Annotated in this window: 29 protein-coding genes; 20 read left to right on the forward strand and 9 right to left on the reverse strand. The window is 71.8% G+C overall.

Annotated features, from left to right (window positions below; translation table 11 throughout):
• Positions 1-136 precede the first annotated feature (136 nt).
• Positions 137-595, reverse strand: coding sequence for a SufE family protein (locus EDF48_RS10835; protein WP_123938160.1), 459 nt, complete (start codon positions 593-595; stop codon positions 137-139).
• Complete coding sequence (locus tag EDF48_RS10840; RefSeq protein ID WP_123292706.1) at positions 592-1497, reverse strand: sulfurtransferase; 906 nt, start codon at positions 1495-1497, stop codon at positions 592-594. Before EDF48_RS10840 ends, EDF48_RS10835 begins: the two co-directional genes overlap by 4 nt.
• Positions 1498-1633: 136 nt before the next feature.
• Here EDF48_RS10840 and zapE point away from each other — a divergent pair, with 136 nt between their 5' ends.
• From zapE to EDF48_RS10855, 3 genes are all read left to right on the forward strand, one after another.
• Positions 1634-2653, forward strand: coding sequence for a cell division protein ZapE (gene zapE, locus EDF48_RS10845; protein ID WP_123292707.1), 1020 nt, complete (start codon positions 1634-1636; stop codon positions 2651-2653).
• 205 nt (positions 2654-2858) lie between these two features.
• Complete coding sequence (locus EDF48_RS10850) at positions 2859-4133, forward strand: ammonium transporter (protein WP_111086361.1); 1275 nt, start codon at positions 2859-2861, stop codon at positions 4131-4133.
• Between the two features lie 130 nt (positions 4134-4263).
• Positions 4264-4914 carry a tyrosine-protein phosphatase gene (locus EDF48_RS10855; RefSeq protein WP_131879930.1) on the forward strand — a complete coding sequence of 217 codons (651 nt, stop codon included), beginning with the start codon at positions 4264-4266 and terminating at the stop codon, positions 4912-4914.
• Positions 4915-5053: 139 nt separating this feature from the next.
• Here EDF48_RS10855 and EDF48_RS10860 read toward each other — a convergent pair whose 3' ends face one another.
• Positions 5054-6025: an aldo/keto reductase gene (locus EDF48_RS10860; RefSeq protein WP_131879932.1), complete on the reverse strand. Its 972-nt coding sequence runs from the start codon at positions 6023-6025 to the stop codon at positions 5054-5056.
• Positions 6026-6156: 131 nt separating this feature from the next.
• Here EDF48_RS10860 and EDF48_RS10865 point away from each other — a divergent pair, with 131 nt between their 5' ends.
• A complete protein-coding gene (locus tag EDF48_RS10865) occupies positions 6157-7125 on the forward strand; it encodes a beta-ketoacyl-ACP synthase 3 (protein ID WP_131879934.1) in 969 nt (322 codons plus the stop codon).
• A 78-nt stretch (positions 7126-7203) separates the two neighbouring features.
• On the opposite strand, the gene EDF48_RS10870 is transcribed toward EDF48_RS10865, so the two are convergent.
• Complete coding sequence (locus EDF48_RS10870; protein WP_207906706.1) at positions 7204-8106, reverse strand: hypothetical protein; 903 nt, start codon at positions 8104-8106, stop codon at positions 7204-7206.
• A 38-nt stretch (positions 8107-8144) separates the two neighbouring features.
• Between EDF48_RS10870 and EDF48_RS10875 the strand changes: the two genes are divergently transcribed.
• Positions 8145-8774, forward strand: a complete 630-nt coding sequence (locus EDF48_RS10875) for a hypothetical protein (protein ID WP_131879936.1) — start codon at positions 8145-8147, stop codon at positions 8772-8774.
• Between the two features lie 35 nt (positions 8775-8809).
• Here the strand turns inward: EDF48_RS10875 and EDF48_RS10880 are convergent, their stop codons facing one another.
• From EDF48_RS10880 to EDF48_RS10900, 5 genes are all read right to left on the reverse strand, one after another.
• Positions 8810-9733, reverse strand: coding sequence for a hypothetical protein (locus tag EDF48_RS10880; protein ID WP_131879938.1), 924 nt, complete (start codon positions 9731-9733; stop codon positions 8810-8812).
• 258 nt (positions 9734-9991) lie between these two features.
• Positions 9992-10360, reverse strand: coding sequence for a flagellar assembly protein FliW (locus EDF48_RS10885; protein WP_111086356.1), 369 nt, complete (start codon positions 10358-10360; stop codon positions 9992-9994).
• Positions 10357-11238 carry a flagellar hook-associated protein FlgL gene (flgL, locus tag EDF48_RS19560; protein ID WP_131879939.1) on the reverse strand — a complete coding sequence of 294 codons (882 nt, stop codon included), beginning with the start codon at positions 11236-11238 and terminating at the stop codon, positions 10357-10359. Before flgL ends, EDF48_RS10885 begins: the two co-directional genes overlap by 4 nt.
• 2 nt (positions 11239-11240) lie before the next feature.
• Positions 11241-12662 (reverse strand): flagellar hook-associated protein FlgK, encoded by a 1422-nt coding sequence (flgK, locus tag EDF48_RS10895; RefSeq protein WP_131879941.1) that lies wholly within the window; start codon positions 12660-12662, stop codon positions 11241-11243.
• Positions 12663-12666: 4 nt separating this feature from the next.
• On the reverse strand, positions 12667-13152 hold the full coding sequence (locus EDF48_RS10900; protein WP_123292716.1) for a flagellar protein FlgN: 486 nt from the start codon (positions 13150-13152) through the stop codon (positions 12667-12669).
• A gap of 455 nt (positions 13153-13607) precedes the next feature.
• On the opposite strand from EDF48_RS10900, the gene EDF48_RS10905 reads away from it, so the two are divergent.
• From EDF48_RS10905 to EDF48_RS10975, 15 genes are all read left to right on the forward strand, one after another.
• On the forward strand, positions 13608-14426 hold the full coding sequence (locus EDF48_RS10905) for a sigma-70 family RNA polymerase sigma factor (protein ID WP_131879943.1): 819 nt from the start codon (positions 13608-13610) through the stop codon (positions 14424-14426).
• Between the two features lie 117 nt (positions 14427-14543).
• Positions 14544-15383, forward strand: a complete 840-nt coding sequence (locus EDF48_RS10910; RefSeq protein WP_207913253.1) for a flagellin — start codon at positions 14544-14546, stop codon at positions 15381-15383.
• Between the two features lie 92 nt (positions 15384-15475).
• Positions 15476-16876, forward strand: a complete 1401-nt coding sequence (gene fliD / locus EDF48_RS10915) for a flagellar filament capping protein FliD (protein ID WP_123671884.1) — start codon at positions 15476-15478, stop codon at positions 16874-16876.
• 10 nt (positions 16877-16886) lie between these two features.
• Entirely contained in the window at positions 16887-17360 is a 474-nt protein-coding gene (locus tag EDF48_RS10920) for a flagellar export chaperone FliS (RefSeq protein WP_131879945.1), read from the forward strand.
• Between the two features lie 28 nt (positions 17361-17388).
• A complete protein-coding gene (locus EDF48_RS10925) occupies positions 17389-17688 on the forward strand; it encodes a hypothetical protein (protein ID WP_131879947.1) in 300 nt (99 codons plus the stop codon).
• Between the two features lie 219 nt (positions 17689-17907).
• Complete coding sequence (locus tag EDF48_RS10930; RefSeq protein WP_123292719.1) at positions 17908-18252, forward strand: flagellar basal body protein; 345 nt, start codon at positions 17908-17910, stop codon at positions 18250-18252.
• The gene (locus EDF48_RS10935; RefSeq protein ID WP_235035933.1) at positions 18249-18644 is read left to right on the forward strand and encodes a flagellar basal body rod C-terminal domain-containing protein; all 396 of its coding nucleotides are present in this window, start codon (positions 18249-18251) and stop codon (positions 18642-18644) included. Before EDF48_RS10930 ends, EDF48_RS10935 begins: the two co-directional genes overlap by 4 nt.
• Positions 18644-18979, forward strand: a complete 336-nt coding sequence (fliE, locus tag EDF48_RS10940; RefSeq protein WP_131879949.1) for a flagellar hook-basal body complex protein FliE — start codon at positions 18644-18646, stop codon at positions 18977-18979. Before EDF48_RS10935 ends, fliE begins: the two co-directional genes overlap by 1 nt.
• Positions 18979-20652: a flagellar basal-body MS-ring/collar protein FliF gene (gene fliF / locus EDF48_RS10945; protein ID WP_131879951.1), complete on the forward strand. Its 1674-nt coding sequence runs from the start codon at positions 18979-18981 to the stop codon at positions 20650-20652. The genes fliE and fliF overlap by 1 nt, the downstream gene beginning before the upstream one ends.
• Before the next feature lie 8 nt (positions 20653-20660).
• Complete coding sequence (gene fliG / locus EDF48_RS10950; RefSeq protein ID WP_131879953.1) at positions 20661-21719, forward strand: flagellar motor switch protein FliG; 1059 nt, start codon at positions 20661-20663, stop codon at positions 21717-21719.
• A complete protein-coding gene (locus EDF48_RS10955; RefSeq protein ID WP_123292722.1) occupies positions 21712-22374 on the forward strand; it encodes a hypothetical protein in 663 nt (220 codons plus the stop codon). The genes fliG and EDF48_RS10955 overlap by 8 nt, the downstream gene beginning before the upstream one ends.
• Positions 22371-23714, forward strand: coding sequence for a FliI/YscN family ATPase (locus EDF48_RS10960; RefSeq protein ID WP_131879955.1), 1344 nt, complete (start codon positions 22371-22373; stop codon positions 23712-23714). Before EDF48_RS10955 ends, EDF48_RS10960 begins: the two co-directional genes overlap by 4 nt.
• Complete coding sequence (locus EDF48_RS10965) at positions 23714-24145, forward strand: flagellar FliJ family protein (protein WP_123292724.1); 432 nt, start codon at positions 23714-23716, stop codon at positions 24143-24145. Before EDF48_RS10960 ends, EDF48_RS10965 begins: the two co-directional genes overlap by 1 nt.
• Complete coding sequence (locus EDF48_RS10970; RefSeq protein WP_131879957.1) at positions 24142-24876, forward strand: C40 family peptidase; 735 nt, start codon at positions 24142-24144, stop codon at positions 24874-24876. The genes EDF48_RS10965 and EDF48_RS10970 overlap by 4 nt, the downstream gene beginning before the upstream one ends.
• Entirely contained in the window at positions 24873-26345 is a 1473-nt protein-coding gene (locus EDF48_RS10975) for a flagellar hook-length control protein FliK (RefSeq protein WP_131879959.1), read from the forward strand. Before EDF48_RS10970 ends, EDF48_RS10975 begins: the two co-directional genes overlap by 4 nt.
• Positions 26346-26362 lie beyond the last annotated feature (17 nt).

Genomic DNA, 26362 nt, shown 5'->3' on the forward strand with positions numbered 1-26362 from the left:
CCCCCTGGTGCTGACCGCACCATCCTGGCACGGATCCGGACTGAAATTCCAGAGGACGGCATGCGTGCCGAGGGGAGATGGACGGGAGGCCCGTGGCGGATCCGCCACGGGCCTCCCGTCCGCTTTCCGGTCGCGTCTACGACACCGCAGCCTGCACCTGACGCTGCACGCGTCCGAGCATGCCCACCATGCCGCGGATCCGCAGCGGGCTGACCGCCTCGGACAGGCCGATGGTCAGCGGGTAGTCCGCCGGCACGGCGAGCACCTGCGCTGCCGTCAGGCCGCTCAGGCCCTGCGCGAGGATGGAGGCGAAGCCGCGCGTGGTCGGCGCCTCGCGCGGCGCGGTCGCGTGCATGCGGACGACGTCGAGTGCGTCGCCGTCCTCGCCCACGGTCACCGTGATGAACACGGGGGACTGGCACTCCTCGACCCGTTCGAGTTCGTCCTCGTGCCCCTGCAGCCGTTCGGGCAGCGCGGGCAGCTCGTTCGAGAACTCGAGGAGGAGCTGCAGGCGGTCCTTCTGGCCCAGGGCGAGGAAGTCGTCGCGGATCTCGGCGAGGGTGGCGGGGAGGGTGGCCTCGGTGCTGTCGTTCATCGGTTCGGAACTGTACCCGGCTCCGCGCCCTGCACGATCGGGACGCGGACGGCGCTGCCCCACTCGGTCCACGAGCCGTCGTAGTTGCGGACGCTGTCGTAGCCGAGCAGGTGCTGGAGGACGAACCAGGTGTGGCTCGACCGCTCGCCGATGCGGCAGTACGCGATGACCTCGTCCGCATCGCCGATGCCGGCGCCCTCGCGGTAGATGGCGTCGAGTTCGGCGCGCGGCTTGAAGGTGCCGTCCGGTGCGGCGGCGGTCGCCCACGGGATGTTCACCGCGGTGGGGACGTGGCCGCCGCGCAGCGCACCCTCTTCCGGGTAGTCGGGCGCGGTGGTGCGGGAACCGTCGTACTCGCCCGGGCTGCGCACGTCGATGAGGGGCTTGCCGAGGTGGGCGAGCACGTCGTCCTTGTAGGCGCGGATCTCGGTGTCGATCCGGTCGACGACCGGGTACTCGGCCGGCGTGACGACGGTCTCGTCGGTGGTGAGGGCGCGGTCCTCGGCGATCCACTTCGCGCGGCCACCGTCGAGCAGGCGGACGTCCTCGTGGCCGAACAGCGAGAAGACCCAGAGGGCGTACGCGGCCCACCAGTTGTTCTTGTCGCCGTAGACCACGACGGTGGTCTCGCGGCCGATGCCCTTGCTGCCGAGCAGCTCGGCGAACGCCTCGCCGTCGATGTAGTCGCGCTGCACCGGGTCGTTGAGGTCGGTGTGCCAGTCGATCTTGACCGCGCCGGGGATGTGTCCGGTCTCGTAGAGCAGGACGTCCTCGTCGGACTCGACGACGACCAGGTCGGGGGTGTGGGCGTCCAGTTGTTCCTGCAGCCACTCGGTGGAGACGAGACGCTCCGGGTGGGCGTAGGCGGTGAACTTCTCGGACGGGTCGACCGGTGCGGTCATGGTGGGCTACCTCCAGGTGGTCATCCGGCACCGGACTAGGATCGGTCGTCGGTGCCTGTGGGCAACGGTACGCGGACGTACCGTGCCCCAGCCGCAACGTGACACCGCACGACTTGCTTCCCGGAAGGGTCCCTGATTGTCCACGAACACCGCGCCAGCGCACCTCGTCGACCGTGACCCCCAGGTGACCCCGCAGCAGATGGCCGCGGCACTCGTGCCACCGCCCCAGTTCGCGGCCGCCTCGTTCGACTCGTACCGGCCCGACCCGGACTACGCCTCGCAGGCCGACGTGCGCGACGCCGTCGCCGCGTTCGTCGCGGCCGGGCCGACCGACGCGCCACGTCGCGGGCTGTTCGGCCGCCGCAAGCAGTCGGTCGAGCCCGCCGCGAAGTCGGGCGTCTACCTGGACGGCGGGTTCGGGGTCGGCAAGACCCACCTACTCGCCGCGGCGTACCACGCGGCCTCCGGGCGGAAGACGTTCGGCACGTTCATCGAGTACACGGCCCTGGTCGGCGCGCTCGGGTTCCAGGGCACGGTCGACCTGCTGCGCGGGACCGCGCTGGTCTGCATCGACGAGTTCGAGCTCGACGATCCGGGCGACACCATGGTCATGACCCGCCTGATCAAGGAGCTGAGCGAGACCGGCACCCGGTTCGCCGCCACCTCGAACACGCCTCCCGGCGCGCTCGGAGAGGGCCGGTTCGCGGCCCAGGACTTCCTGCGGGAGATCCAGGCGATGTCCGACCGGTTCGACACCATGCGGATCGACGGGCTCGACTACCGCCGCCGCGCGGTCGACGAATCGGCCGGCGTGGTGTCCGACGTGGCCGCGGCGCTGCCGGCCGGCACCGTCACGCTCGACGACTTCTCGGCCGTGGTCGCGCACCTCGGCTCGGTGCACCCGTCGAAGTACGTCGCGCTCGTCGAGGACCTCGACGCCGTCGGGCTCACCGACGTCCGGGCCTTCACGGACCAGACCGACGCGCTCCGGTGGGTGGCGCTCGTCGACCGGCTGTACGACGCCCAGGTCCGGATCGTGGCCTCGGGCACGCCGCTCGACCAGGTGTACCCCGACGCCATGCTCGACGGCGGCTACCGCAAGAAGTACCTGCGCGCAGCGAGCCGTGTCGTGGCCCTGAGCCGCGCCCAGGACTGACCCGCACCGTCCGGGGCATCCGCTGACCGGTCGGTGCACCCCCTGTCCAGGGGGCATCGGGCCGTGCGAAACACGACGTTTACAAACCGCGCCGTCGCGTTACATCCGCGAAACACATCGTGCCCCCTCGTGAAACGTCACCTCGCCAGACTCGGTGTCACCCGAGGCGGTCCAAGAGCCGCTCGTGCAATCGAGAGGTGAACAGATGCTTGATCAGGGCAACACGACGTTCGTGTTGGTCATGGCGGCGCTGGTGTTGTTCATGACACCCGGCCTGGCCTTCTTCTACGGCGGTTTGGTGAAGGCCAAGTCCGTCATCAGCATGATGATGATGTCGTTCGGTGCGATCGCACTCGTGAGCGTCCTGTGGGTGCTCTACGGCTACGCGATCGCCTTCGCCAACCACGGGGACGGCACGGCGGTCTCCGGTGTCGTCGGGTTCTTCAGCATCGACTGGAACCAGATCGGCCTCGGCCAGGCCTTCGAGGAGGCGCAGTCCTCGAACATCCAGGCCGCGTACCCGTCGATGGCGTTCGTCGGCTTCCAGGCCACCTTCGCGATCATCACGGTCGCGCTCATCTCCGGCGCCATCGCCGACCGCGCCAAGTTCGGCGCCTGGATGGTCTTCGCGGGCATCTGGGTCACCGTCGTCTACTTCCCCGTCGCCTCGTGGGTCTTCAACCTGACCTCGGGTTGGGCTGCCACGTGGGGCGTCATCGACTTCGCCGGTGGCACCGCGGTACACATCAACGCCGGTGCAGCAGGTCTCGCCCTGGCGCTCGTCCTCGGCAAGCGCGTCGGCTTCGCCAAGGGTGCGCACAAGCCGCACAACCCGCCCTTCGTCCTGCTCGGCGCCGCCATCCTGTGGTTCGGCTGGTTCGGCTTCAACGCCGGCTCCGAGGGCGCCGCTGACGGCATCGCCGCGATCGCCTGGGTCAACACCCTCGCCGCACCGGCCGCCGCCATCCTCGGCTGGCTGCTCGTCGAGAAGCTCAAGGACGGCAAGGCCACCTCGGTCGGCGCCGCCTCGGGTGCCGTCACCGGTCTCGTCGCCATCACCCCGGCATGTGCCAACCTGACCCCGGGTTGGGGCATCCTGCTCGGCTTCGTCGCCGGCATCATCTGCTGCTTCGCCATCGACTGGAAGTACCGTCTCGGCTTCGACGACTCGCTCGACGTCGTCGGTGTCCACCTGGTCGGCGGCATCGTCGGCACGCTGTACCTCGGCTTCTTCGCCAACGACACCGGCCTGATCTACTCGGGCTCGTTCGAGCAGCTCGGCAAGCAGGCCACCGCGGCCCTGGCCGTCGGCATCTACTCCTTCGTCCTGGCGTTCGTCATCGGCTTCCTCATCGAGAAGACGATCGGCTTCCGCGTCAAGACCGAGGACGAGGTCGCCGGCATCGACACCGCGGTCCACGGCGAAGAGGGCTACGTCCTCTACGAGCAGACCGACGACTCGCCGGTCTCGGTCCGCTAGCCAGCAGACACCAGCTCCACCAGCACCACCCGCACGACGACGGGCCCCGCGCACACAGCAAGCGCGGGGCCCGTCGTCGTGCGGTCTGTCGTCGGTCATCTGGCGTCTGGCGTCTGGCAGGGTTGACGGCATGACGACGACGTCGACCCTCACCAACCTGCGCGAGGTCGGGGGACCGGCCCTGCAGGACGCCCGCCCTCGCACCGTGTACCGCGCCAACACCGAACGCGTCGGTGCCGACGCCTACCCGCACGGACTCGCGGCCGTGGTCGACCTGCGCCGTGACGACGAGGTCGCCCGCGTCCCGCACCCGCTCGGCACCACCGACGGCTACCGGCTCGTCCCGCTGTTCGACCCGTCGACCGTCGAGTCCGGCACCCAGGCCGTGCAGCTCGAGGAGCAGTACATCGACTGGCTCGAGCGCCACCGCACCGGGATCGCCGCCGCGTTCCGCGCGATCGCCCGGTCCGACGGCGACGTGCTCGTCTGCTGCTCCGCCGGCAAGGACCGCACCGGCGTCGTCAGCGGACTGCTCGCCCGACTCTGGGGTGCGTCGATCGAGGCCGTCGGCGACGACTACGCCGCCAGCGCTGCCGGGCTGTCCGATCGGTTCGCCGCAGAGCGTGCGGTCAGCACGGACCCCGAGGCGACCGCTGTCGCGCAACGGTGCGTGCCGGAGACCATGACCACCGTGATCCGGCACGTCGAGGCGCGGTGGGGCAGTGTCACCGCGTACCTGCGCTGGGCCGGGCTGACGGACGCGGAGATCGCAGCGCTCTGACGGGCGTGCGTCGTCCTGGCGACTTGCCACGGGCAGTGGTCGCAACGGCGGACGGGAGGCACGGTGCGCGTCCGACGCGCACCGTGCCTCCCGTCCGTGGTCCTGATCGCGGGCCGTGGTCCCGGCCCGTTCCGTCAGCTCACCAGGCGTAGTCCTCCGGTGAGGTCTTGTGCCCCGGGAAGATCTCGTCGAGCCGGTTCAGCGCACGCTGGTCCAGGCGGATGTCGACGGCGCGGACCGCGGACTCCCACTGCTCCATCGTGCGGGGGCCGGTGATCGGCGCGGTCACACCGGGCTGGTGGAGGAGCCACGCGAGGGCGAGCTCGCCGGGCGTGTGACCGAGCTCCTTGGCGAACGACTCGTAGGCGGTGAGCTGGTCGCGGTGCCCCTCGACGTACTCGGCGCTGCGACCCGACAGACGGCGGGAGCCGTTCTCGGTCTTCTCGATGACACCACCGAGCAGGCCGCCCTGCAGCGGGGACCACGGGATGACGCCGAGGCCGTACTCGCGGGCGGCGGGCAGGACCTCGCGCTCGATGTCGCGCACCACGAGGTTGTAGATCGACTGCTCGCTCACCAGGCCGAAGGTGTGGCGGCGCTTCGCAGCCTCCTGCGCCTGGGCGATGTGCCAGCCGGCGAAGTTCGACGACCCGACGTACAGGACCTTGCCCTGCTGCACGGCGACGTCGATCGCCTGCCAGATCTCGTCCCACGGGGTCGCACGGTCGACGTGGTGGAACTGGTACAGGTCGATGTGGTCCGTCTGCAGGCGCTGCAGGCTGGCGTCGAGCGACTGGCGGATGTTGAAGGCGCTGAGCTTGCCGCCGTTCGGCCAGTCGATCATGTCGCCGTAGACCTTCGTCGCCAGGACCGTCTTCTCGCGACGGCCGCCGCCCTTCGCGAACCAGCGGCCGATGATCTCCTCGGTGGCGCCCTTGCCCACCGAGCCGCCGTAGCCGTTGGCGGTGTCGAAGAAGTTGACGCCGAGCTCGTGGGCCCGGTCCATGATGGCGTGCGAGTCGTCTTCAGTGGTCTCCGGGCCGAAGTTCATCGTGCCGAGCACTGCCCGTGAAACCGACAGCCCTGTCCGTCCGAGGTGTGTGTAGTCCATGGGTCCGGTCTACGCGCTCCGAGGGGCACCCTGCCAGGCCCTGGGAGTACCGGTTCTGCATGCTGCGTCGCTGCGCCGCCGCATGCCGTCGGGGGCATGTTCTGGTTCGGGGGAGGAGTACCGTGACGACGGTGAACACCCCAGCACTCCGTGGCAGCCGGATCCTCGGGTTCGGTCACCACCAGCCCGAACGCATCCTGACCAACGACGAACTCTCGACCATGGTCGACACCAACGACGAGTGGATCCGCACCCGGACCGGGATCCAGACCCGCCACATCGCCGGGCCGGACGACACCGTCACGTCGATGGCGATCGAAGCGGGCCGCAACGCCCTCGCCGACGCCGGCGTCTCGCCCTCGGCCGTCGGACTCGTCATCGTCGCCTCCACTACGCACCAGGACCGTGCGCCCTACACCGCCGGTCGGGTGGCCGCCGCGCTCGGGATGACGAACGGCCCGGCGCCCATCGACATCAACACCGCGTGCAGCGGGTTCGAGTACGGGCTCGCCCTCGCCGACCAGTCGATCCGCGTCGGGTCCACCGACGTCGCGCTCGTCATCGGGTCCGAGACCCTCTCCGCCATCGCCGACTGGACCGATCGGTCGACGTGCGTGCTCGTCGGTGACGGGGCCGGGGCCGCCGTGCTCGGCGCGGCCGACGTCCCCGAGATCGGCCCCGTCTCGTGGGGCAGCGTGCCGCACCTGCTCGACGCGGTGCGGGTCGAGGGGTCGCCGGGTCGGTTCAACCAGGAGGGCCGATCGATCTACCGCTGGGCCATCACCGAGGCCGAGGGGCACGCCCGCAAGGTCGTCGAGGCCGCCGGGCTCACCATGGACGACATCGAGGTGTTCGCGTTCCACCAGGCGAACCTGCGGATCATCGAGCCGCTCGTCACCGCACTGGGCGGGGAGTCGAAGTTCGTCATCCGCGACGTCGTCGAGTCCGGGAACACCTCGGCCGCCAGCGTCCCGCTCGGGTTGTCGAAGGCGTGGGCGCGTGGCGACCTGCCCGAGGGCGTCCCCGCGCTGTTGTTCGGCTTCGGCGGCGGGTTCGCGCACGCCGGACAGGTCGTCAGGACGCCGGTGCGGTCGTTCTGATCGGGCCTCGGTCGTTCTGATCGGGCGTCGGTCGTTCTGATCGGGCCTCGGCCGTTCTGATCGGGCCTGCCGCCCGGCTCAGCGCTCGGGCGTCTCCGACCAGAGGTCCTCGTCCTTCGCGGAGCCGCGGCGCCAGCCGAGTTGCTTCTGCTGCTTGGGCTGCTTGGGCTCCTTCAGCTGCTTCTCCTTGGGCTGCTTCTCGGGCTTCGCGGGCTTGGGCTCGAGGATGATCGGGAAGTGTGCCGACGGCGGCCCGAACCCGGTCCGCGAGGCCTGGATGACCTTCCGCCCGAGCGCGTGGTTGCCGAGCCCGCCGACGGCTGCGCCGATCCCGAACGGCAGTGCACGGCCGAGCACCGACGTCCCCTGACGCACTGCGAACCGCTTGATGAACTGGTCGCGGACCTGCCCGCCGAGGCCGTTGACGACCTGCTTCGGCAGGGACGAGGTCACCATCTCGCCCCAGAACGCCGTGCGCGCCTGACCGCCGGCGATCTGCCCGCCGAGCTGCTTGATGAGCTGTGTGCCCGGAGCACCGAGGATCATCGCCATCACCAGGGTCCGTGCCCGTTCGGGGTCATCCAGGGCGATGCCGTGCACCTCGGTCACCGACTGGGCGAACAGCGCGGTGGTCTCGAGGAACCCGACCGTCTCCGCGCCGCTCAGCCCGAGGGCGGCCACCATCCCGACGCCCGGGATGACCGCGCTCGCACCGACCGCTGCGCCACCGGTGGTGACCGCGGTGAGGTACTGCCGCTCGAGGATCTGGATGACCTCGGCGGGGGTGGCGTCCGGCTTGCGTCGGCGGATCGCGTTGACGTGCGCCACGACCACCGGGCGCTGGACGCTGATGGCACGGTCGAGCCACTTGACCCACCCGCCGGGTTGTTGCGGCTGCGGGGTCCGGGAGTCGTCGGGCATGGGGGAGACCTGGGCGTTCGGCAGCGGCACGATCGCCTGGTCCTTCGGGGAGCGGGCCATGCGCTCACCGTACGCCGGGCATGTGGGAGGCTCGCTGGATGGACATCGACGGCGCGCCCGGTCCGGCTGACGACGCTCGTCGGGCCTCCGGGTTCCTGACGGTCGCCGAGGTGCGCGGCTTGCTGCCCGAGGTCGTGGTGCTCGACCCCGGCTCCGTGCTCGTCGGCGCGGACGTCACCCTCGCAGCCGGGGTGGTGCTCTACCCCGGAGCCGTGCTCGAGACGCGTGCCGGGGGCTCGATCACCGTCGCATCCGGCGCGCGGCTCGGTCCGGGCCCGGTCTCCGTCGTCGCCACCGCGGCCCGGGTGACCATCGGTTCCGGTGCCGAACTTGGCCCGGGGCCCGTCACGATCACGGCCACCGTGGCGGACGTGCGCGTGGGGAACGGCGCTCGGTTGTCGGGCGGCTGCCTCGTCGACGGCCCCACCGAGCTCGGCGCCGGTGCCCAGGTGCTCGGGACGGTCGCCGTCCGCGACGCCGAACTCGCAGCCGGGGGCGACCACCGCGAGCCCGACCCGGATCGCCGTGCCGGTGTGGTGAAGGGCGTCGGGCGGGTCCACGGCGTGCGGGTCGGCACCGGCGAAGTGATCGTCGGCGGTGGCGTGCCGAGTGCACCGCTCGTGGTCGAACGGCAGCGTGCGCACCACCCGGAGGCGCCGAGCCGCTGATCCCGGCCGGCCCCTCGGAGCCGCTCGCCTGCGCATCACCGGCACGGGACACCCGCCCGGCGGAGTGCTGCACGCACGCGGTCGGGCTGCATGAGGTCGGCCCACGACAACCGGATGACGAACCGGACCTCGGGGAACGACCGGACGAAGTCCTCGCGACGCTTCTCCTGCCAGTGCGCCTCGGCGGTACTCCGCCCCTCGAGCATCGTCGGGTCCTCGTACTTCGCGCGACCGTCGACCTCGACCACGACGCCCTGATCCGGGAACCAGAAGTCCACGACGGCCGTCCCACCGCCGGTCCGTCGGAACTCGTGCTGCTGCACCGGCTCCGGCGCCCCGACCTGCCGGAAGCGCACCCGGCACACCGACTCCGCCGGCGACCCCGACTGCGCCGACCCCATCCCGATCGCCACCCTCGCCTTTGCCTGCGCCGAGCCCCGCAGTTCGAGATGAGCGGCCAGCGCCTCGGGCGTCGTGCGCCGATCGGCGAGCAGCTGGTCCACGACCGGCAGCGACTCGAGCAACGGACGGGTCGCAGCGACGTCCACCGCGCTCCGCGCCCACCCGGTGGTCCGCAGTCCGCCGGACTCGATGTACGCGGTCGGTGGCCGGGCTGCGGTGCCGTGCCGGACGAACCAGGCGGTCACCCGCGTGTGGGTGGTCGTCGGGTCGGACACGTGGACCTTCATCGGAGCTTCGCCGACGAGCGGCAGCCCGAGCACAGCGCACGCGGACTGGTGCGACACGAGGTCAGTGGCGCGGACGCGGTGGAGCGATGCTCGGACGAGCACGTGGTGTCGTTCACCAGGGTGGAGATGGTCGAGCGCCCCGGGCCGGACCAGGACGCCGGGGCGGATCCGTTCGAGGACCCCGCGGTGGACATCACGCTCGAGCGCCCGGCGTTCGGGATCCGGAAGGCCGGTCGTGCGGATGAGTTCGATGTCGTTCGCTCTGCCCATGCCCCACAGGCTGCTGGAAGCGAGTCGGAGCGAGGGCCCGACCGCGACGATCTGTGGACAGTCGAGCGCAACCGCCCTGTGTGGAGGAACGAGGGCGCTCTATTCGTGTGCACCTTGCGACGATGCACGTGTTGATCACCTCGTGCTTTGTCGACTCATGCACACGCAACGGTTGCGTGCGCATGTTCCGACGAACCACGCGCCGATCGACTCGTGGATTGTCGCAAAACGCGTGCGGCCGACGAGCCCCCGCAGCACCTACGCCCGCGCGAGCTCCGCCCGCAGCGGCAGGTCCTGGTCCTCCAGGATGAGCTGCGCGCCCACGGCGGTCCGGGCGTTCACGACGATCGGCGCGAGCAGGTTGACGGTCGTGCCGGACGCGCCGGGGTTCGCCACCACGAGCAGCATCGCGTCGGCGGGATCGGTCAGCTCGAGCCCCGCGGCCTGCTCGTCGGTGAGCTCGGGCGAGTACGACGGCAGGTGCACTGCGGCGTCGAGCACGAACAAGCGCGAGGAACCCCCGACGAGGGTGAACAGGCCCTCGGCGCCGTCCACCGGGGTCAGCGTGAAGACCGGTGCGGGGGACAGGCCGAACGGCGGGACGGCGAAGGTCAGGGAGATGCTCATCGGAGGTAGTCCATCAGGGTCGGCTGCAGGACCTTCGCGGTGACGGCGAGGGCTGCCTGGTAGTTGGTCTGCTGCACCTGCAGGTCGAGGACGGCCTTGGCGAGGTCGACGTCCTCGATGCCGGCGCGGCGGTTCTCGAGTGAGACGGCTGCCGTCTTCAGCGAGTCCTGCGCGGCGAGGGCGGTCGCGTGCCGGACACCGACGTCGGCCTGGGCGCCGCGGACGGCCCCGAGCGCGCCGTCGACGTCGTCGATCCGCGCGTTCACGTTCACCCCGTTCTGCAGGTCGCTGACGATGGAGTCGAGCACCCCGAACACGGACGACGCGCCGGTGCCGAAGACGTCCGCCCCGGCGGTGTCGACGCGCACGGTGGTGCCGTCGCCGATCCGGCGGGAGACGTCCGTGCCGGAGGCCGCCCACCCGGTCGCCGGGTCGTACGCGGCGGCGGCGGTCGAGGCGCCGGCGAAGACCGAGCGGGTGCCGTAGGTCGTGTTGGCCCGTGCCTCGAGGTCGGACTTCAGCGACTGGAACTGCGTGATGAAGGCGTCGCGGTCGGTGTCGCTCATGGTGCCGGAGTTCGCCGCCTGCACGGTCAGGTCCCGCACGCTGTTCAGCACCGAGTAGACGCTGGACAGGGCGCTGTCGGTGGTCGCGAGCCAGGCGACGGCGTCGTTCGCGTTGCGCGTGTGCTGCGCGGCGGCGGCCTGTTCCTTGCGGACCTGCATCGACGACGCGGTGCCGACCGGGTCGTCGGACGGCTTCTGGATCGCCTGCAGCGTGGTGGCCTGCTCGGTCAGCTGCGCCACGCGCGCCGCACCGGTCTGCAGCCGTGCCGAGGCCGCGGCCATCGACATCTGGGTGGTCACCCGGGTGATCACGATCAGCCCCTCCCGACGAGTCCGACGCGGTTGATGATGGTGTCGAGCATCTCGTCGACGGCGGTCAGGACGCGTGCCGCGCCCTGGTACGCGTGCTGGTAGCTCAGCAGGTTCACGTTCTCCTCGTCGAGGTCGACGCCGGCGCCCGACTGCTGCTGGGTGCGCGCGTTGGTCAGGGCGAGTCCGGTGAGCGTCGACTCCGTCGCGGCCGACCGGGAGGCGGTGCCCACCCCCGCCACGAACGTCGCCCAGGTCGTGTCGGCGGCTCCAGGGCCCGTGCCGAGTCGCGAGAGCGCATCGGCGAACGAGTCGTCGAGCTGCCCCGCCGCGTTCCGCGTCGCCAGGCCGGTGCCGTCCGTCGGGACGACGGACAGGCCCTGCGCTGCGGGGACGCCCGCCGCGAGGGCGAAGAACGCGGTGCCGGTGGTGCCGGCCGGGGTCGTGCCGGTGGCATGGACGGCGTTGACGGTCGCCGCGAGCTGGGTCGCGACGGCGTCGTAGGACGCGGCGGCCTGGGCGAGCGCGCCGCCCGTGCCGTTCCCGTTCGCCGGGGCGAGGACGGCGAGGGCGCCACCGATCGACCCGCCGCTGAGGGACACCGCGCCGGCGGTGCCGGAGGTCCAGGTCAGGGTGACCGCGGCGCCGTCGGCGAGGCGTTCGCCACCGCCGAGGGCGACGGCGCGGGCGTCGGTGCCCTGCACGAGCGGGTTGCCGCCGAGCAGCACGTCGACCGTGCCGTCCGCGTTGGTGCGGGTCGTCCCGCCGGCGAGCGTCGCGATCTGCTCGGTGAGCTGGTCACGCTGGTCGAGGAGTTCGTTCGCGGTGCCGCCGGAGGCCAGTGCGGTGCGGATCCGCCCGTTCAGGTCGGCCACCTGCTTCGCGGCGTCGTTCAGCTGGGTCACCTGGCCGGCCGCGGTGCCCCGGACCGAGGACCACTGCGCGTCGACGGCCTTCGATCCGGCTGCCAGCGCCGAGGCGACGGTGCCCGCTGCGCCGAGGACGGCGCTGGCGGCACCCGGGTCGTCGGGGTGACTGGCGAGTTCGCTCCACGACGACCAGAAGGCATCGAGCTTGGCGCTCAGGCCGTCCTTGCCGGGCTCGTGCAGGCCGGCCTCGAGGGCGGACAGTGCCGTCGCACGGGCGTCGGCGTAGGCGGAGGACCCCGCGGCGACCCGGACGCCGACGTCGAGCGTCAGCGATGCCAGGCGGGCGATGCCGTCGACGGAGACGCCCTGACCGGCGAGGGCGGCGGTGCCGCGCATGAACCCGGTCTGCGTCGCGGGGATGGAGTTCTGCGTGACGCGCTGCCGCGTGTACCCGGCGGTGCCGGCGTTCGCGATGTTCTGGCCGGTGACGTCGATGCCGGCACGGGCTGCGGCGAGGCCGGAGTACGCGGTGGCGAGGGAGCCGAAGGTGCTGACCACGGGGTTACAGGGTCCCCTCGAACAGGCGAGCGCCGTCGGAGCCGGGACCGGAGGTGCCCGAGGCGTCGTAGGTCGCGGCGGTCGTCACGGTGCCGGCGAGGGTCTCCTCGGTGGCCTGGGCGGCGGTGCGCAGGAAGCGGTCGTTCTCGTCGCGCAGGGCGCCGATCTGGGTGGTCAGCTCGACCATCGCGGTCAGGTGCGCGGCGAGGATCTCGCCCCACGGGCCGTTCGGCGCTGCGGCGACGACGTCGCGCAGGGGTGCATCGGCGGGGACGCCCCACTCCTCGGCGACCTCGGCACTCGACGCGGCGCGCTCGAGTCCGGTGCTGCGGAGTCGTTCGAGGACCTGCTCGACCTCGCGGCTGGCGTGCGACACCCAGCGGGAACGGCCCGCGGTGAGCAGGAGCTGCTCCTCCTCGAGCTTGAAGGTGAGCAGCTCGAGCAGTTCGCGTTCGCGCCAGAGCACGGCGGACAGGTCGTTCACGCTCATCAGCTCCTCCCGTGTGGGTCGTCGTCGGGTGTTCGGGTCCACCATCCGGCGGACACCGAGACCTATCGACCCGACGGCGGTGGTCGTAAGCGGCGGGGGACGTGACCTGCGAGGCGGACGTCCCCCGGGCCTCCCGGACAATCGGGAAACGCACCCCGTCCGGGGGACGGAAACGGTCGTTCTACGCGCTGGGTCCCCCCAAATGCCGACCGGGAAACACCGCGAATGCCCCCGCACTGGGGACGGATGAACCCCTGTTCAGGACATTGCCAGCCGATACATTCAGAACGCACCACGAGGGCGACCTCGAACCGCCTCACAGGGGCGCGGGGTGCACCGCTCGGAGGGAACCGGGCGGGTCTTCGGCGTACGCACCGGCCATCCGAGGCCGGCGTCCGTCGTGCCCAGGGACGGGTGAGTCGAGACAGTCACGTCAGGTCGATCAGGGGATCAGCATGGACCGCACCGCACGCAACGCGATGATCGTGGAGCACCTCCCGCTCGTGGGCTACATCGTCGCCGACGTCCGCTCCCGTGCCACGCACCTGGACCGCGACGACCTCGCCGCCGTCGGCTCCCTCGCCCTCGTCGCCGCTGCCGACGCGTTCGACCCCACCCTCGGCGTCCCCTTCGGCGCCTACGCCCGGACCCGGATCGCCGGAGCCCTCGCCGACGACATGCGCTCGGCCGACTGGGCATCCCGTGGCACCCGGAAGCGGATCCGCGAGACCCTCGCCACGCAGGAGGCCCTGTCCGCCCGACTCGGCCGGAGCGTCGGCGTGCAGGAGATCGCGGACGCGATGGGTGTCGACCGGCAGACCGCCTCGGACGCCATGAGCGACGCGGCCCGCATCGTCGCGCCGCTCGACGAGACCGTGCCCGACCTCGTCGCCGCCGACCTGCCGTTGCCCGGCGACGACCTGCTCGAGACCGAGAAGCGCCGCTACCTGCGCGCAGCCGTCGAGGCACTGCCCGAGCGGATGCGCTTCGTCGTCGAGGCCGTCTACTTCGGGGACCGCTCGGTGACCGACGTCGCCGCGGAACTCGGCATCACGCACTCCGCCGTCTCGCAGCAGCGCTCCGAGGCGATGCGCCTGCTCCGCGACGGACTGGCCGCCCACTACGGGGACGGCGGTGCCGCCGCCGAACCCGCCTCGCGCACCACCGCGGCCCGCCGGAGCGCCTACCTCGCACGCGTCGCGTCGAACGCCGCCGCCGGCGTCGCACGTGCCGTCCACGACGCGACCGCGCCGGTCGCCGTGGCGGCGAGCTGAACCGTCGACGGGTATTTCCGTCGATTCCCTAACGACTCCCGGCACCCGGTCGAGAGTCATCCACGTCAGCCCACGGACGGGCTGTAGTACGACCCAGCATTCACGGAGGAAACCACCATGGGTATGTCCATCAACACCAACCTCTCGGCACTCAACACGTACCGGAACCTCAACTCGACGCAGAACGACCTGTCGAAGTCCCTCGAGAAGCTCTCGTCGGGTCTCCGCATCAACCGTGCTGCCGACGACGCGGCCGGTCTGTCGATCTCCGAGGGGCTGAAGTCCCAGGTCGGTGGCCTCACGGTCGCCGCCCGCAACGCGCAGGACGGCATCTCCGTCGTGCAGACCGCTGAAGGTGGGCTCACCGAGACCCACTCGATCCTCCAGCGCATGCGCGACCTGGCCGTCCAGGCCGGTAACGACTCGAACAACGAGGACTCGCGCACGGCGATCACCACCGAGGTCGGCGAGCTCACCAAGGAGCTCACCCGCATCTCGCAGTCGACCAACTTCAACGGCATCAACCTGCTCGACGGCTCCGCCGGCGCTGCAGGCGTCCTGAAGTTCCAGGTCGGCGCCAACGGCGACGCGGCGAGCCAGATCGAGGTCGACCTGTCGAAGTCCAACGTGGAGTCCGTGTCGACCGCTGTCGGCGCCCTCACCTTCGACAGCGCGACGAACGCTCAGGCCGCCATCACCGCGATCGACGAGCAGATCAAGTACGTGTCCTCGGCACGTTCGAGCATCGGTGCTGTCCAGAACCGCTTCGACCACGCCATCAACGTGACGAACGTGGCCAAGGAGAACCTCACCGCTGCCGGTTCGCGCATCACCGACGTCGACATGGCCGAGGAGATGGTCAAGTACACGCGCGACAACATCCTCAGCCAGGCCGGCACGTCGATGCTCGCGCAGGCGAACCAGAGCACGCAGGGCGTGCTCTCGCTCCTGCGCTAGCACCCACGACGCCGCCTTCCGGGATCGTTCAGGCTTCCCGGGAGGCGGCGTCGCCCTCCTGACCATCCCCACGACGCCAGGGAGTGTCGACGATGTCATCGTCCGTGTCCTCGAGCACCAGCCTCGCGATCGACGGGCTCGTCAGCGGGCTCAAGACGACCGACCTCATCAACTCGTTGATGAGCGTCGAGGGCGTGCCGCAGACCCTGCTCAAGAACAAGCTCACGAGCACCAACTCGTTCATCTCGTCACTGCAGACGATCAACGGGTTGGTGCAGGCCCTCGCGACCAAGGCGAAGGACGCCGCCAAGGCGACCTCGCTCGACCTGTTCACGGCCACGAGCTCGTCGTCGGGCGTCACCGCCGTCACCGGCACGAACGCGAGCGCCGGGTCGCTGACGTTCAGCGTCGGTTCGACCGCGTCCGCCCAGGTCGGGGTCACCGCCGCGATGTCCACGTGGTCGGCCGCTGCCGAACCGATCACCCTGGTGGGTGCCGACGGCACGAAGACCACCGTCACGCCGTCGTCGGGCTCCCTCGACGACACGGTGTCGGCGATCAACAAGTCCGGGGCCGGCGTCACCGCCACGAAGGTCGCCGCGGGTGCGGCCGCCGACGGCACCAAGCTCTACCGGCTGCAGCTCACGTCCGCCAAGACCGGGGCCGCGGGGGGCTTCGAGGTGTACCGGGGGACCGCCGACCAGGTGACCGCCGGCACCGCGACGAACGTGCTGACCGAGGTCGGCGCCGCGGTCGTCGCCCAGGCGAAGGACGCCAGCGTCACGCTGTGGGCCGGCACCGCCGCCGAGCAGACGATCACGAGCGCGACGAACACGTTCACCGACCTGGTCCCCGGGCTCAGCGTCACCGTGTCGAGGGCCTCGACGGACCCGGTCACGGTCGGCGTCGCGCAGGACACCACGAAGGCCCAGTCCGTGGCGTCCGGACTCGTCGACGCGATGAACGCGGTCTCGGCCTACTACAAGACGAACACCGCGGTGACGAGCAGCACGAGTGCCACCAGCGGGTCGACGACCACGACCGCCGGGGTCCTGATGGGCGACGGCACCACGCGCGACGCCGTGCAGCGCCTGGGCAGCACCATGTCGGCGCCCGTCGGCGGGAAGTCGCCGTCGTCGATCGGCATCTCGATCACCAAGGACGGCAGCTTCACCTTCGACGCCGAGGTCTTCCAGAAGGCCCTCGCCACCGACCCCGAGGGCACGCAGGCGATGCTGTCCGGCGTCGCCGCGAACGTGGGTGCCGCCGCCACCGCCGCGTCCGACAAGTACGACGGGTCCATCACCACGACGATCACCGGCCAGCAGGCGGTCGCCAAGGACCTCAACACCCAGATAGACAGCTGGACCGACCGACTCACGATGCGCCGCGCATCGCTCCAGACGCTGTACTCGTCGCTCGAGACCAGCCTCAGCAAGCTCCAGTCCCAGTCCAGCTGGCTCGCCAGCCAGCTCGCGGCGACGACGAGCTGACGGGATCACCATGACCTTCGACTTCCAGGCCGCCGCCTTCCGCCAGGCCGCGCAGCCCCGCACCGTGACCGACCAGCGTCGCGCCCAGTACACGAACGAGGCCGTCCTGTCGGCCACCCCGGCGCAGCTCGTCACGATGCTCTACGACCGGTTGCTGCTCGACCTGCACCGCGCCGAGGCCGCACAGACCAGCGCCGACTGGGACGCCGCCCGCGAGCAGCTGCTGCACGCGCAGGCGATCGTCGGCGAGCTGTCGTCCACGCTGCGGATCGACGTCTGGGACGGGGGCGAGGGCCTGCTCGCCGTCTACAACTACGCGTCGACGTCCCTCATCACCGCGAACGTGCACCGTGATGTCCAGGCGACGCGCGACTGCATCCGGATCCTCGAACCCCTGCGGCAGTCGTGGCACGACGCTGCCGCGTCGCTGCCGGCGACGCCGACCCGCCAGCAGTCGACGGGCGGAGCCCTCGGTGTCGCCTGAACCGGCACCGTCGCGTGAAACGACACCGTTGCCCGAGCAGGTCGACCACCGCCTCGCCTGGGAGGCCCTGCTCGACTCCCTGGAACACGACGCCGCCCGACAGGCGGCCGACCCCACGGCCGTGGTGGGGTGGTCGGAGCCGGCCGGGCTGGGTCCGGTGCCGCGCGCGTTGGTGGGGCGTGCCTCCCGACTGCTCGCTGCGCAGCGCGACCGCATCTCGGAACTGGAGTCGGACCGACGGGCGACGCTCGAGCACCTCGGTGCGCTGCGCGCCGTCGACGCGACCCGCGAGCCCCGTGGCGCGGTGTACCTCGACGCGTCCGCCTGACCCGCGCTCCCGCCACACCTGTTCCGCGACGAAGCACGCGTCGTTCGACGAGTGGTCTGTCGCAGAAGTGGTGCCACCCCCGTTCGGGGCGAGGGCTAACGCGGCCGGGGACGGGCACCGATAGCGCCACACGAGCACGGATCGCTCACCAGTTCGGCCACGGATCGGCCACCACCGCACGGCGACGTCCCACGGGCGACGCCTGACGAGGGGACCACCGTGTTCGATTCCGTGACGAGCGTCGCGCTGCAGAGCGCACTCGACGGCCTGTCGATGCGCCAGAAGGTGATCGCGAACAACATCGCGAACATCAACACGCCGAACTACCACGCCGAGAAGGTCCAGTTCGAGGACGCCCTGGCGAAGTCGATCACCGACGGCAGCGGGAACACCGCGCCGACGGTCGCCCGCAGCCTCGAGCCGACGAACACGAACGGCAACAACGTCAACCTCGACGAGGAGACGCTCTCCAACGTCGACACCGTGCTCCGGTACCAGTTCGCCACGCAGGCGATGAACTCCGAGCTCACGAGCGTCCGTGCGGCGATGCGGACGAACTCGTGACGACCTTCGACGCGATCGGCATCGCGAGCACCGGCATGACCGTGCACCGGAAGTGGCTCGACGCCGTCGCCGACAACATGGCGAACGCGAACACCGTGAAGTCGATGGACGACACCGCGTTCCAGGCCCGCTACGTCGAGGTCCAGGAGGGCAACGGCGTGTCCGGCGCCTACGTCAAGGGCGCCGCGTTCGGCAGCGCCGCCGGCCGCGTGACCTACGACCCGGACAACCCGCTCGCGAACGACGAGGGCTACGTCCGCATGCCGGACATCGACCTCGGCACGCAGATGGCGGACCTCATCATGGCCCAGCGCGGCTACCAGGCGAACGCCGCCGTGGTCGACCGTGCCAAGACCGCCTACGAGGCGGCACTGCAGATCGGGAAGAACTGATGCCCATCGACGCCGTCAACGGTGTGACCACCAACGCGATGACGAACGCACTGACCAGTGTGTCCGGCACCTCCAGCGACGTCACCGGCGCTACGGGTGCGACCAGCACCGACGGCAGCGGGTTCGCCGCCAGCCTCGGGAACGCCGTCGACGGGCTGCAGGCGCTGCAGAGCGACTCGAAGACCCTCGCGCTCAAGGCCGTCACCGGCAACCTCGACGACATCCACGACGCGACCATCGCCGCCACCCGCGCGCAGGTCACGCTCGAGCTCGTCTCCGCCGTCCGCAACAAGGGCGTCGACGCGTTCAACGAGATCATGAGGATGCAGGCCTGATGCCCGTCGCCGTCAAGAACGTCTTCGCGCGCCTGTCCGCGTACGTGAAGGGCTTCTCCGCCGCCCAGCGCACCATCGCGATCCTGGTGATCGCCGCGCTCGTGCTCGGGGGGATCGCCCTGGCGTCGTGGCTCGGCAAGGCGTCCTACGCGCCGCTCTTCACCGGGCTGGCCGCCGCCGACGCGAGTTCCATCACCGACCAGCTGCAGACCGACGGTGTGCCGTACCAGCTCACCGACGGCGGCGCGACGATCCTGGTGCCGCAGGCGCAGGTGTACTCGGAGCGCCTCAAGGCCGCGTCGAACGGGCTGCCGTCGTCGAACGAGGGCGGCTACTCGCTGCTCGACCAGATGGGCGTGACGAGCTCGGAGTTCCAGCAGGACGTCACCTACAAGCGGGCGATGGAGGGCGAGCTCGCCAAGACCATCGGTGCGATGGACGGCGTGCAGACCGCGACCGTGCAGCTCGCGATCCCGGAGAAGTCCGTGTTCGTGTCCGAGGAGAAGGACCCGACGGCGTCGGTGTTCATCGCCACCGACAACGGCACGCAGCTGAGCACCGACCAGGTGCAGGCGATCGTGCACCTGACCAGCGCCTCGGTCGAGGGCATGCAGACCACCGACGTCTCGGTCGTCGACGCCAAGGGGCAGACGCTGTCCGCCGTCGGGACCGGTGCGACCGGCAGCGGTGCCGACCAGGCCGCCGACTACGACGCCGCGACGAGCAAGAAGATCCAGGACCTGCTCGACACCACCCTCGGCGCCGGCAACGCGACCGTCGTGGTCTCCGGCACGATGAACCAGGAGTCCGGCACCCGCACGTCGGAGAGCTACACGTCACCGACCTCCGGTCCGGTCGCGCTCAACGAGTCGAGCACCACCGAGCAGTACGGCTCGGGTGCCGCGGGGGCGTCGAGCGGTGCGACCGGGGTCCTCGGCCCGGACAACATCGCGGTGCCGAACGGCACCGCCACGAGCGGCACCGGTGACGACGGCTACACCAACGAGTCGGCGACCAAGAACAACGCCGTCGACCACACCACCGAGACCACGCAGATCCCGTCGGGGTCCCTCGACCGGCAGACCATCTCGGTCGCGCTGAACTCGAAGGCCGACGCCGTGCAGAACGCGAACCTGCAGAGCATCAACGACCTGGTGTCGGCCGCCGCCGGTGTCGACCAGGACCGCGGCGACCAGGTGAAGGTCGCGATGATGGACTTCGACACCAGCGGAGCCGACCAGGCTGCGAAGGCCCTCGAGGCGCAGCAGAAGGCCGACCAGCAGGAAGCCCTGTGGTCGTCGATCCGCACCGCCGGCATCGTCATCGGCATCCTGCTCGCGCTCATCGCGGTCATGTTCGTCATCGCCCGTCGCAGCCGGAAGCAGGAGCGCGAGGCCGTCGACCTCGGCGAACTCGACGCCTTCGCCGGCGAGACGTTCCAGCTGCCCCTCGCGATGGACGGCGCCGCCGACCGCGCGACCCTCGGTGCCGGTGACGCCCCCACCGCCGTGCTCTCGACGATGCCCGCCGGTGACCCGCCGACCGAGGTGCTGACGACCGACGAGATCACGGCCGAGCGCCGCCGTCAGGACATCTCCGCGCTGGCCGAACGCGACCCGAAGCGCACTGCCGAGCTCCTGCGCGGGCTCCTCGACGACCGGGCACCGGTGTGAGCGCCCTGATGCCGAGCGGCAGCAACGGCAACGGCCCGGGCACCGGCAAGGGCTCGAACGACCGTGCGCTGACCGGCGCCCAGAAGGTCGCGCTCATCCTCATGCAGATGGACACCGACCGCGCGGCCGAGGTGATGAAGCAGTTCACCGAGATGGAGGCCGAGGAGATCTCGGCCGAGATCGTCCGGATGCGCCGCGTCGAGGACACCGTCGTCGACCAGACCATGTCGGAGTTCCACCGGATCACGATGAGCGGCCGGCTGCAGAAGCGTGGCGGCAAGGAGACCGCGCTCGGGCTGCTCGAGGCGTCCTTCGGCGCCGAGCGCGCCGCCGGCGTGATGGACCGACTCGCCTCGAACCTGGCCGGCCAGTCCTTCGACTTCCTCGACGACGCCGAGCCCGGGCAGGTCATCACCCTGCTCGAGGGCGAGCTGCCCCAGACCATCGCCCTCGTCCTGGCACACCTCAAGCCCGGTCAGGCGAGCGCCGTCCTCGCGGGTGTCGACGAGCGCGTCCGCACCGACGTCGCGCAGGCGTTCGCCACGATGGGCAGCGCGACCCCCGAGGCCGTCGGGATCGTCGCCGGTGTCCTGCGGCAGCGCGCCGGCGCCGTCGTGTCGCCGCGCGAGAGCGTCGAGGTCGTCGGCGGCATCGCGCCCCTGGTCGACATCATCAACCGCTCCGACGTCGCCACCGAGAAGGCCGTGCTCGACGGACTCGAGGCCCGCGACCCGGAACTCGCCGAGGACATCCGCTCGCGCATGCTCACCTTCGAGGACATCGTGAAGCTCGAGTCCCGCGACATCCAGCAGGTGCTGCGTGGCATCGACTCGAAGCTCCTCGCGACCGCCATGAAGGGTGCCGCCGGACCCGTCGTCGAGACGATCCGCGCGAACGTGTCCGTGCGCAACCGCTCGCTGCTCGACGACGAACTGCAGGCCATGGGCCCGGTCCGCGTCTCGCAGGTCGAGGAAGCGCGCGCCGAGGTCGTCCGTTCCGTGCGCGAGCTCGAGGCGCAGGGCGTCATCACCGTGCACCGTGCCGAGGAGGACGAGCTCGTTGACTGACACCACGACCGCCGGCACCGTGCAGCGCATCGCCTTCCCCGCGATCGGCACCGCCGCCGCGACCGACCGTGCGTCGGGTGCCGACGTCCGCGGCCACGCCGCCGGCTACACCGCGGGACTCCGCGCCGCACAGGCCGAGACGGACGCCCTGCGCGCCCGCCTGCAGGCCGAGCACGCCGCGCTGACCGCGTCGCTGCGCGCGGACACCGTCCGCCGCATCGCCGTCCTCGACGCCGCGACGAACGCGATGCTGTCCACGGTCGCGCCCGTCCTCAGCGACGCCGAGGCGTCCGTCGCCAGCGCGGCCACGGACCTGGCCGAGGCGATCGTCGGGTACGAGATCCGTGCCTCCCGTCCGGCGGTCGGTACCGATGACGACCGGGAGGCCCGGATCACGTCCGGTGCCGAGACCACCGTCCGGCGGGCGCTCGCGTCCATCGACCGCAGCGTCCCGGTGGCCGTCCGGCTCAGCCCGGCGGACGCCGCACGCGTCGCCGACGTCGACCTGCCGGTGCCCGTGGTCGCCGACCCCGCGCTGCGGGACGGCGACGCCGTCGTCGACCTGCCGGACGGCATCCTCGACGCCCGGATCGCCACCGCACTCGACCGTGCCCGCACCGCGCTCGGTGTCGAGCTGCAGGGGGTGTCCGCGTGACCGCCACGCTGCTCCGCCCCCGCGGGCTCGACGACGCCCTGCGGCAGGCCGCACCCCAGCGGGTCGGCGTCGTCACGAGCGCCGTCGGCCTCGGGCTGACGATCGCCGGGCTCGACGCCCACGTCGGCGAGGTCGTCACGGTCGGACCGGAGGACGGCGTGCAGACCGCCGTCGAGGTCGTCGCGACCGACGCCACCGGCGTGCGCTGCATGCCCCTCGGACGCCTCACCGGTGTGACCGCCGGCACCCCCGCACGCCCCACCGGCCGGCCGGTGCTCGTGCCGACGGGTGCCGGGTTGTTCGGCCGAGTGCTCGACGGGCTCGGCCGGCCGATCGACGACCGCGGACCGCTCGTCGGTGCCGGTGGTGAGCCCGTCGACTGGGTGCCGCTCGACCACGCGACCCCGAACGCGATGGCACGCACCCGCATCGACACCCCGATGCAGCTCGGCGTGCGGGTGCTCGACACCCTCACCACCGTCGGCCGTGGCCAGCGCATGGGGCTCTTCGCGGGCTCCGGTGTCGGCAAGTCGTCGCTGCTGTCGATGATCGCCCGGGGGAGCGACGCCGCCGTCAACGTGATCGCACTGGTCGGGGAGCGTGGCCGCGAGGTGCGCGAGTTCCTCGAGGACGACCTCGGCGCCGAGGGCCTCGCCCGCTCGATCGTCGTCGTGTCGACCTCGGACGAGCCCGCCCTCATGCGTCTGCGCGCCGCGTTCGTGGCCACCCGCATCGCCGAGTCGTTCCGCGACGCCGGCCAGGACGTCGTGCTCATGATGGACTCGCTCACCCGCGTCGCGATGGCGCAGCGTGAGATCGGGCTCTCGGTGGGGGAGCCGCCGGCCACCCGGGGCTACCCGCCGTCGACGTTCTCCGTGCTCGCCGGGCTGCTCGAGCGTGCCGGGACGGACCGCGTCGGCAGCATCACCGGCATGTACACCGTGCTGGTCGACGGCGACGACCACAACGAACCGATCGCCGACGCCGCCCGCAGCATCCTGGACGGTCACGTCGTGCTCGACCGGAAGCTCGCGATCACCGGGCACTTCCCGTCCGTGGACGCCCTCGGCTCGGTGTCCCGTGTGGCCTCGAAGGTGACCGGCCCGGCGCAGCGCGGCGCCGCGACGACCCTCCGCAAGGTGATGGCCGCGCGCGCCGCCGCCCAGGACCTGCTCGACGTCGGCGCGTACCAGCGCGGCTCGAACCCGCTCGTCGACGCCGCCGTCGACCACCAGGGTGCGATCGACGCGTTCCTGCGCCAGGGGATGTACGAGCGGGCGACCGCCGACGCGTCCTGGCAGCGACTCGGCGGTCTCGTGCAGCAGCTGGGGGTGTCGTGATGGCCCGCCGGTTCCCGCTCGCGGGGCTCCTGCGCCTGCGGCACACCGAACAGGACCGCGCCGCTGCCTCGCTCGCGACCGCGAACGAGCGCGTGCGCGATGCCGCCGACGCCCGGATCGCCGCGCGCCGCAGCCTCGCCGACGCCGAGGGCGCGCAGCCGATCGAGGACGCCGCGACCCTGAGCGCCGTCGCCGCTGCGCGTGCTGCGACCCGCGGGATGCTCGAGGAGCTCGACGCCGTGGTCCGGACCCGCCGCGCGGACGCCGACCGGGCACAGGAGGAGTACACCGCCGCACGCCGTGCCGCGGTCGGCCTGGAGAAGCTCGAGGGCAAGCACGCCGCCGAGCAGGCCGCCGAGGAACTCCGCACCGAACAGAACGCCCTCGACGAGATCGCGGCACGACGCCGCACGGAAGGTGGTGCCCGATGAGCGTCGAAGCGGTGCTCTCCCGGATCTCCGAGATCCGCTCCCAGATCGACACCCTGCGCGGTGGCTCGGCCGCGGCGACGAGTACGTCGTCGTCCGCCGGGTCGACCAGCGCGTCGTCGAGCGCCTTCGCCGACGCCCTGGCCACGGCGACCGGGAACACCGGCACCGGGACCGCGACCGCTGCTGCCGCCGCTGCGGCGACCACCAGCAGCGCGCCCGCCACGTCGGTCGACGCTGGCGCGGGCACCCTCGCGACGGGCAGCGGCGCCACCGGGTCGGACGTCGTCGCGGACGCGAAGAAGTACCTCGGCGTGCCCTACGTGTTCGGCGGCACGACGACCTCTGGCATGGACTGCTCGGGCCTGGTGCAGACGGTGTTCAAGGACCTCGGCGTCACCATGCCGCGGGTCGTGCCGGACCAGGCGAAGATGGGCGTCGAGGTCGGCTCCCTGAAGGACGCACAGCCCGGCGACCTGATCATCCCGAAGGGCGAGGGCCACGTCGTCATCTACGTCGGCGACGGCAAGGTGCTGCACGCGCCGCGCCCCGGCAAGGACGTCCGCATCGTCGACAACTGGTACTCGGACGCCGACATCGCCACCATCCGCCGCATCGTGCCGGCGCAGGCGTCCGCCACCCCGGCGACGACCGCGACCACCGCCGCGAGCAGCGCCACCGACCTGCAGACCGCCGCGCTGCTGTCCATGATGCAGTCCGGGAGCGCCGCATGAGCCTGACCATCGCCACCCAGCCCGCGCCCGCTCCGACGAGCAGCGCTGCGCCCGCCCGCGCCACGTCCGACGCCGGCGGTGCCGGGTCGTTCGACGCCGCCTTGTCCGCGGCCGCCGCGACCGATCGTCGTGCCGGCGAGCGTGCACCGGCGCGCCGGGACGACTCCCGCGCAGCCGACGACACCGGGTCGACCACGTCGCCGAACGCTGCCACGACCGCCACCGGGACGGACGTGGCGGCTGCCGCTGACGGCGCGGCCGCCGCTGCCGGGGAGGGGCAGGCGTCCACGCCCACGCTCCCACTCGCCGGGACGGTGCCCGCCCCGGTCGCTCCGATCGTGGTGACGACCCCTGCCGAGACGGTCACACCGGTGACGGCGACCGCGTCCGAGCCGACGGCGCGGGACCTCACCGCGACGACGGCGGCCCCGGCGCCGGCGCCGGAGACGACCACGCCGACGACGACTGCTGCCGTCTCCGCCGCCGCCACTGGGTCTTCCGCTGCCACGGGGGCCGCGGTCCCGCTGCCGGCCACCACGGCGCCGCCGGCCAGCACCACGGCGTCCGTCGCATCCGCCACTGCACAGGCACCGGGTACGACCGCCGCAGTCCCCGCGGACGGCCCCGCACCGTCACCGGCGTCCACCCCGAGGCCAGGCACCCCGTCCGGCGGGACGACCGGCACCGGCACCGGCACCGTCGGAGTCACGAGCACGAGCAGCGCGCCCACTGCCACTGCCGCTGCAGCCGGAGCAGCAGCGACGCTCCAGCCGACCGGCCCGACCACCCAGCCCACCCAGCCCACCGACGGCTCCGCCCCCGCGACCCCGGCCGTCGTCACGGTGGCAGCGGCGACCGCCGCGCGGGGTGGGCAGACCGGCCACGGGACGGACCAGCAGGGATCGACGGCGGGTGATCCGGGCCTCCCGGCAGTCACCACCACGCGCGGCGGCGAGACGCCCTTCGTCCTGCCCACCACGCCGACCGCCGCGCCCGCTCCCGTCGCTGCCGCCGCGCCGGTCACGTCCCAGACGGCCACGCCCGCGCCCCTCGGGCAGCAGCTCGCGCGACCGGTGTTCTCGCTCGCGCAGGCCGGCCCCGGGGAACACGTCGTCACGGTGCAGGTCGTGCCGGACAGCCTCGGACCGGTCACGGTCCGCGCACACGTCACCGCGCACGGCATGCACGTCGAGCTGTTCGCGGCGTCCGAAGCGGGACGCGACGCGGTCCGCCAGGTGCTGCCGGACCTGCGGCGCGACGCCGCCGGCACCGGGCTGAGCGCCACGCTCGACCTGTCGTCGCAGAACCACCCGGGCACGTCGGCGGGTCGCGACCAGCGACCGGCCGACGGCCGCCTGCGTGCCGACACCGGCCTGGAGGCACGGCGCACCTCCGCCGCGCAGCCAGCCTCCGCAGCCGCCACGTCCACCTCCACCATCCGCCCCGCGGGACTCGACGTCCTCGCCTGACCGGCTCACGAACAGGA

This window comes from Curtobacterium sp. PhB191 (genome assembly GCF_004346515.1).
In the GTDB taxonomy this organism is placed as follows: Bacteria; Actinomycetota; Actinomycetes; order Actinomycetales; family Microbacteriaceae; genus Curtobacterium.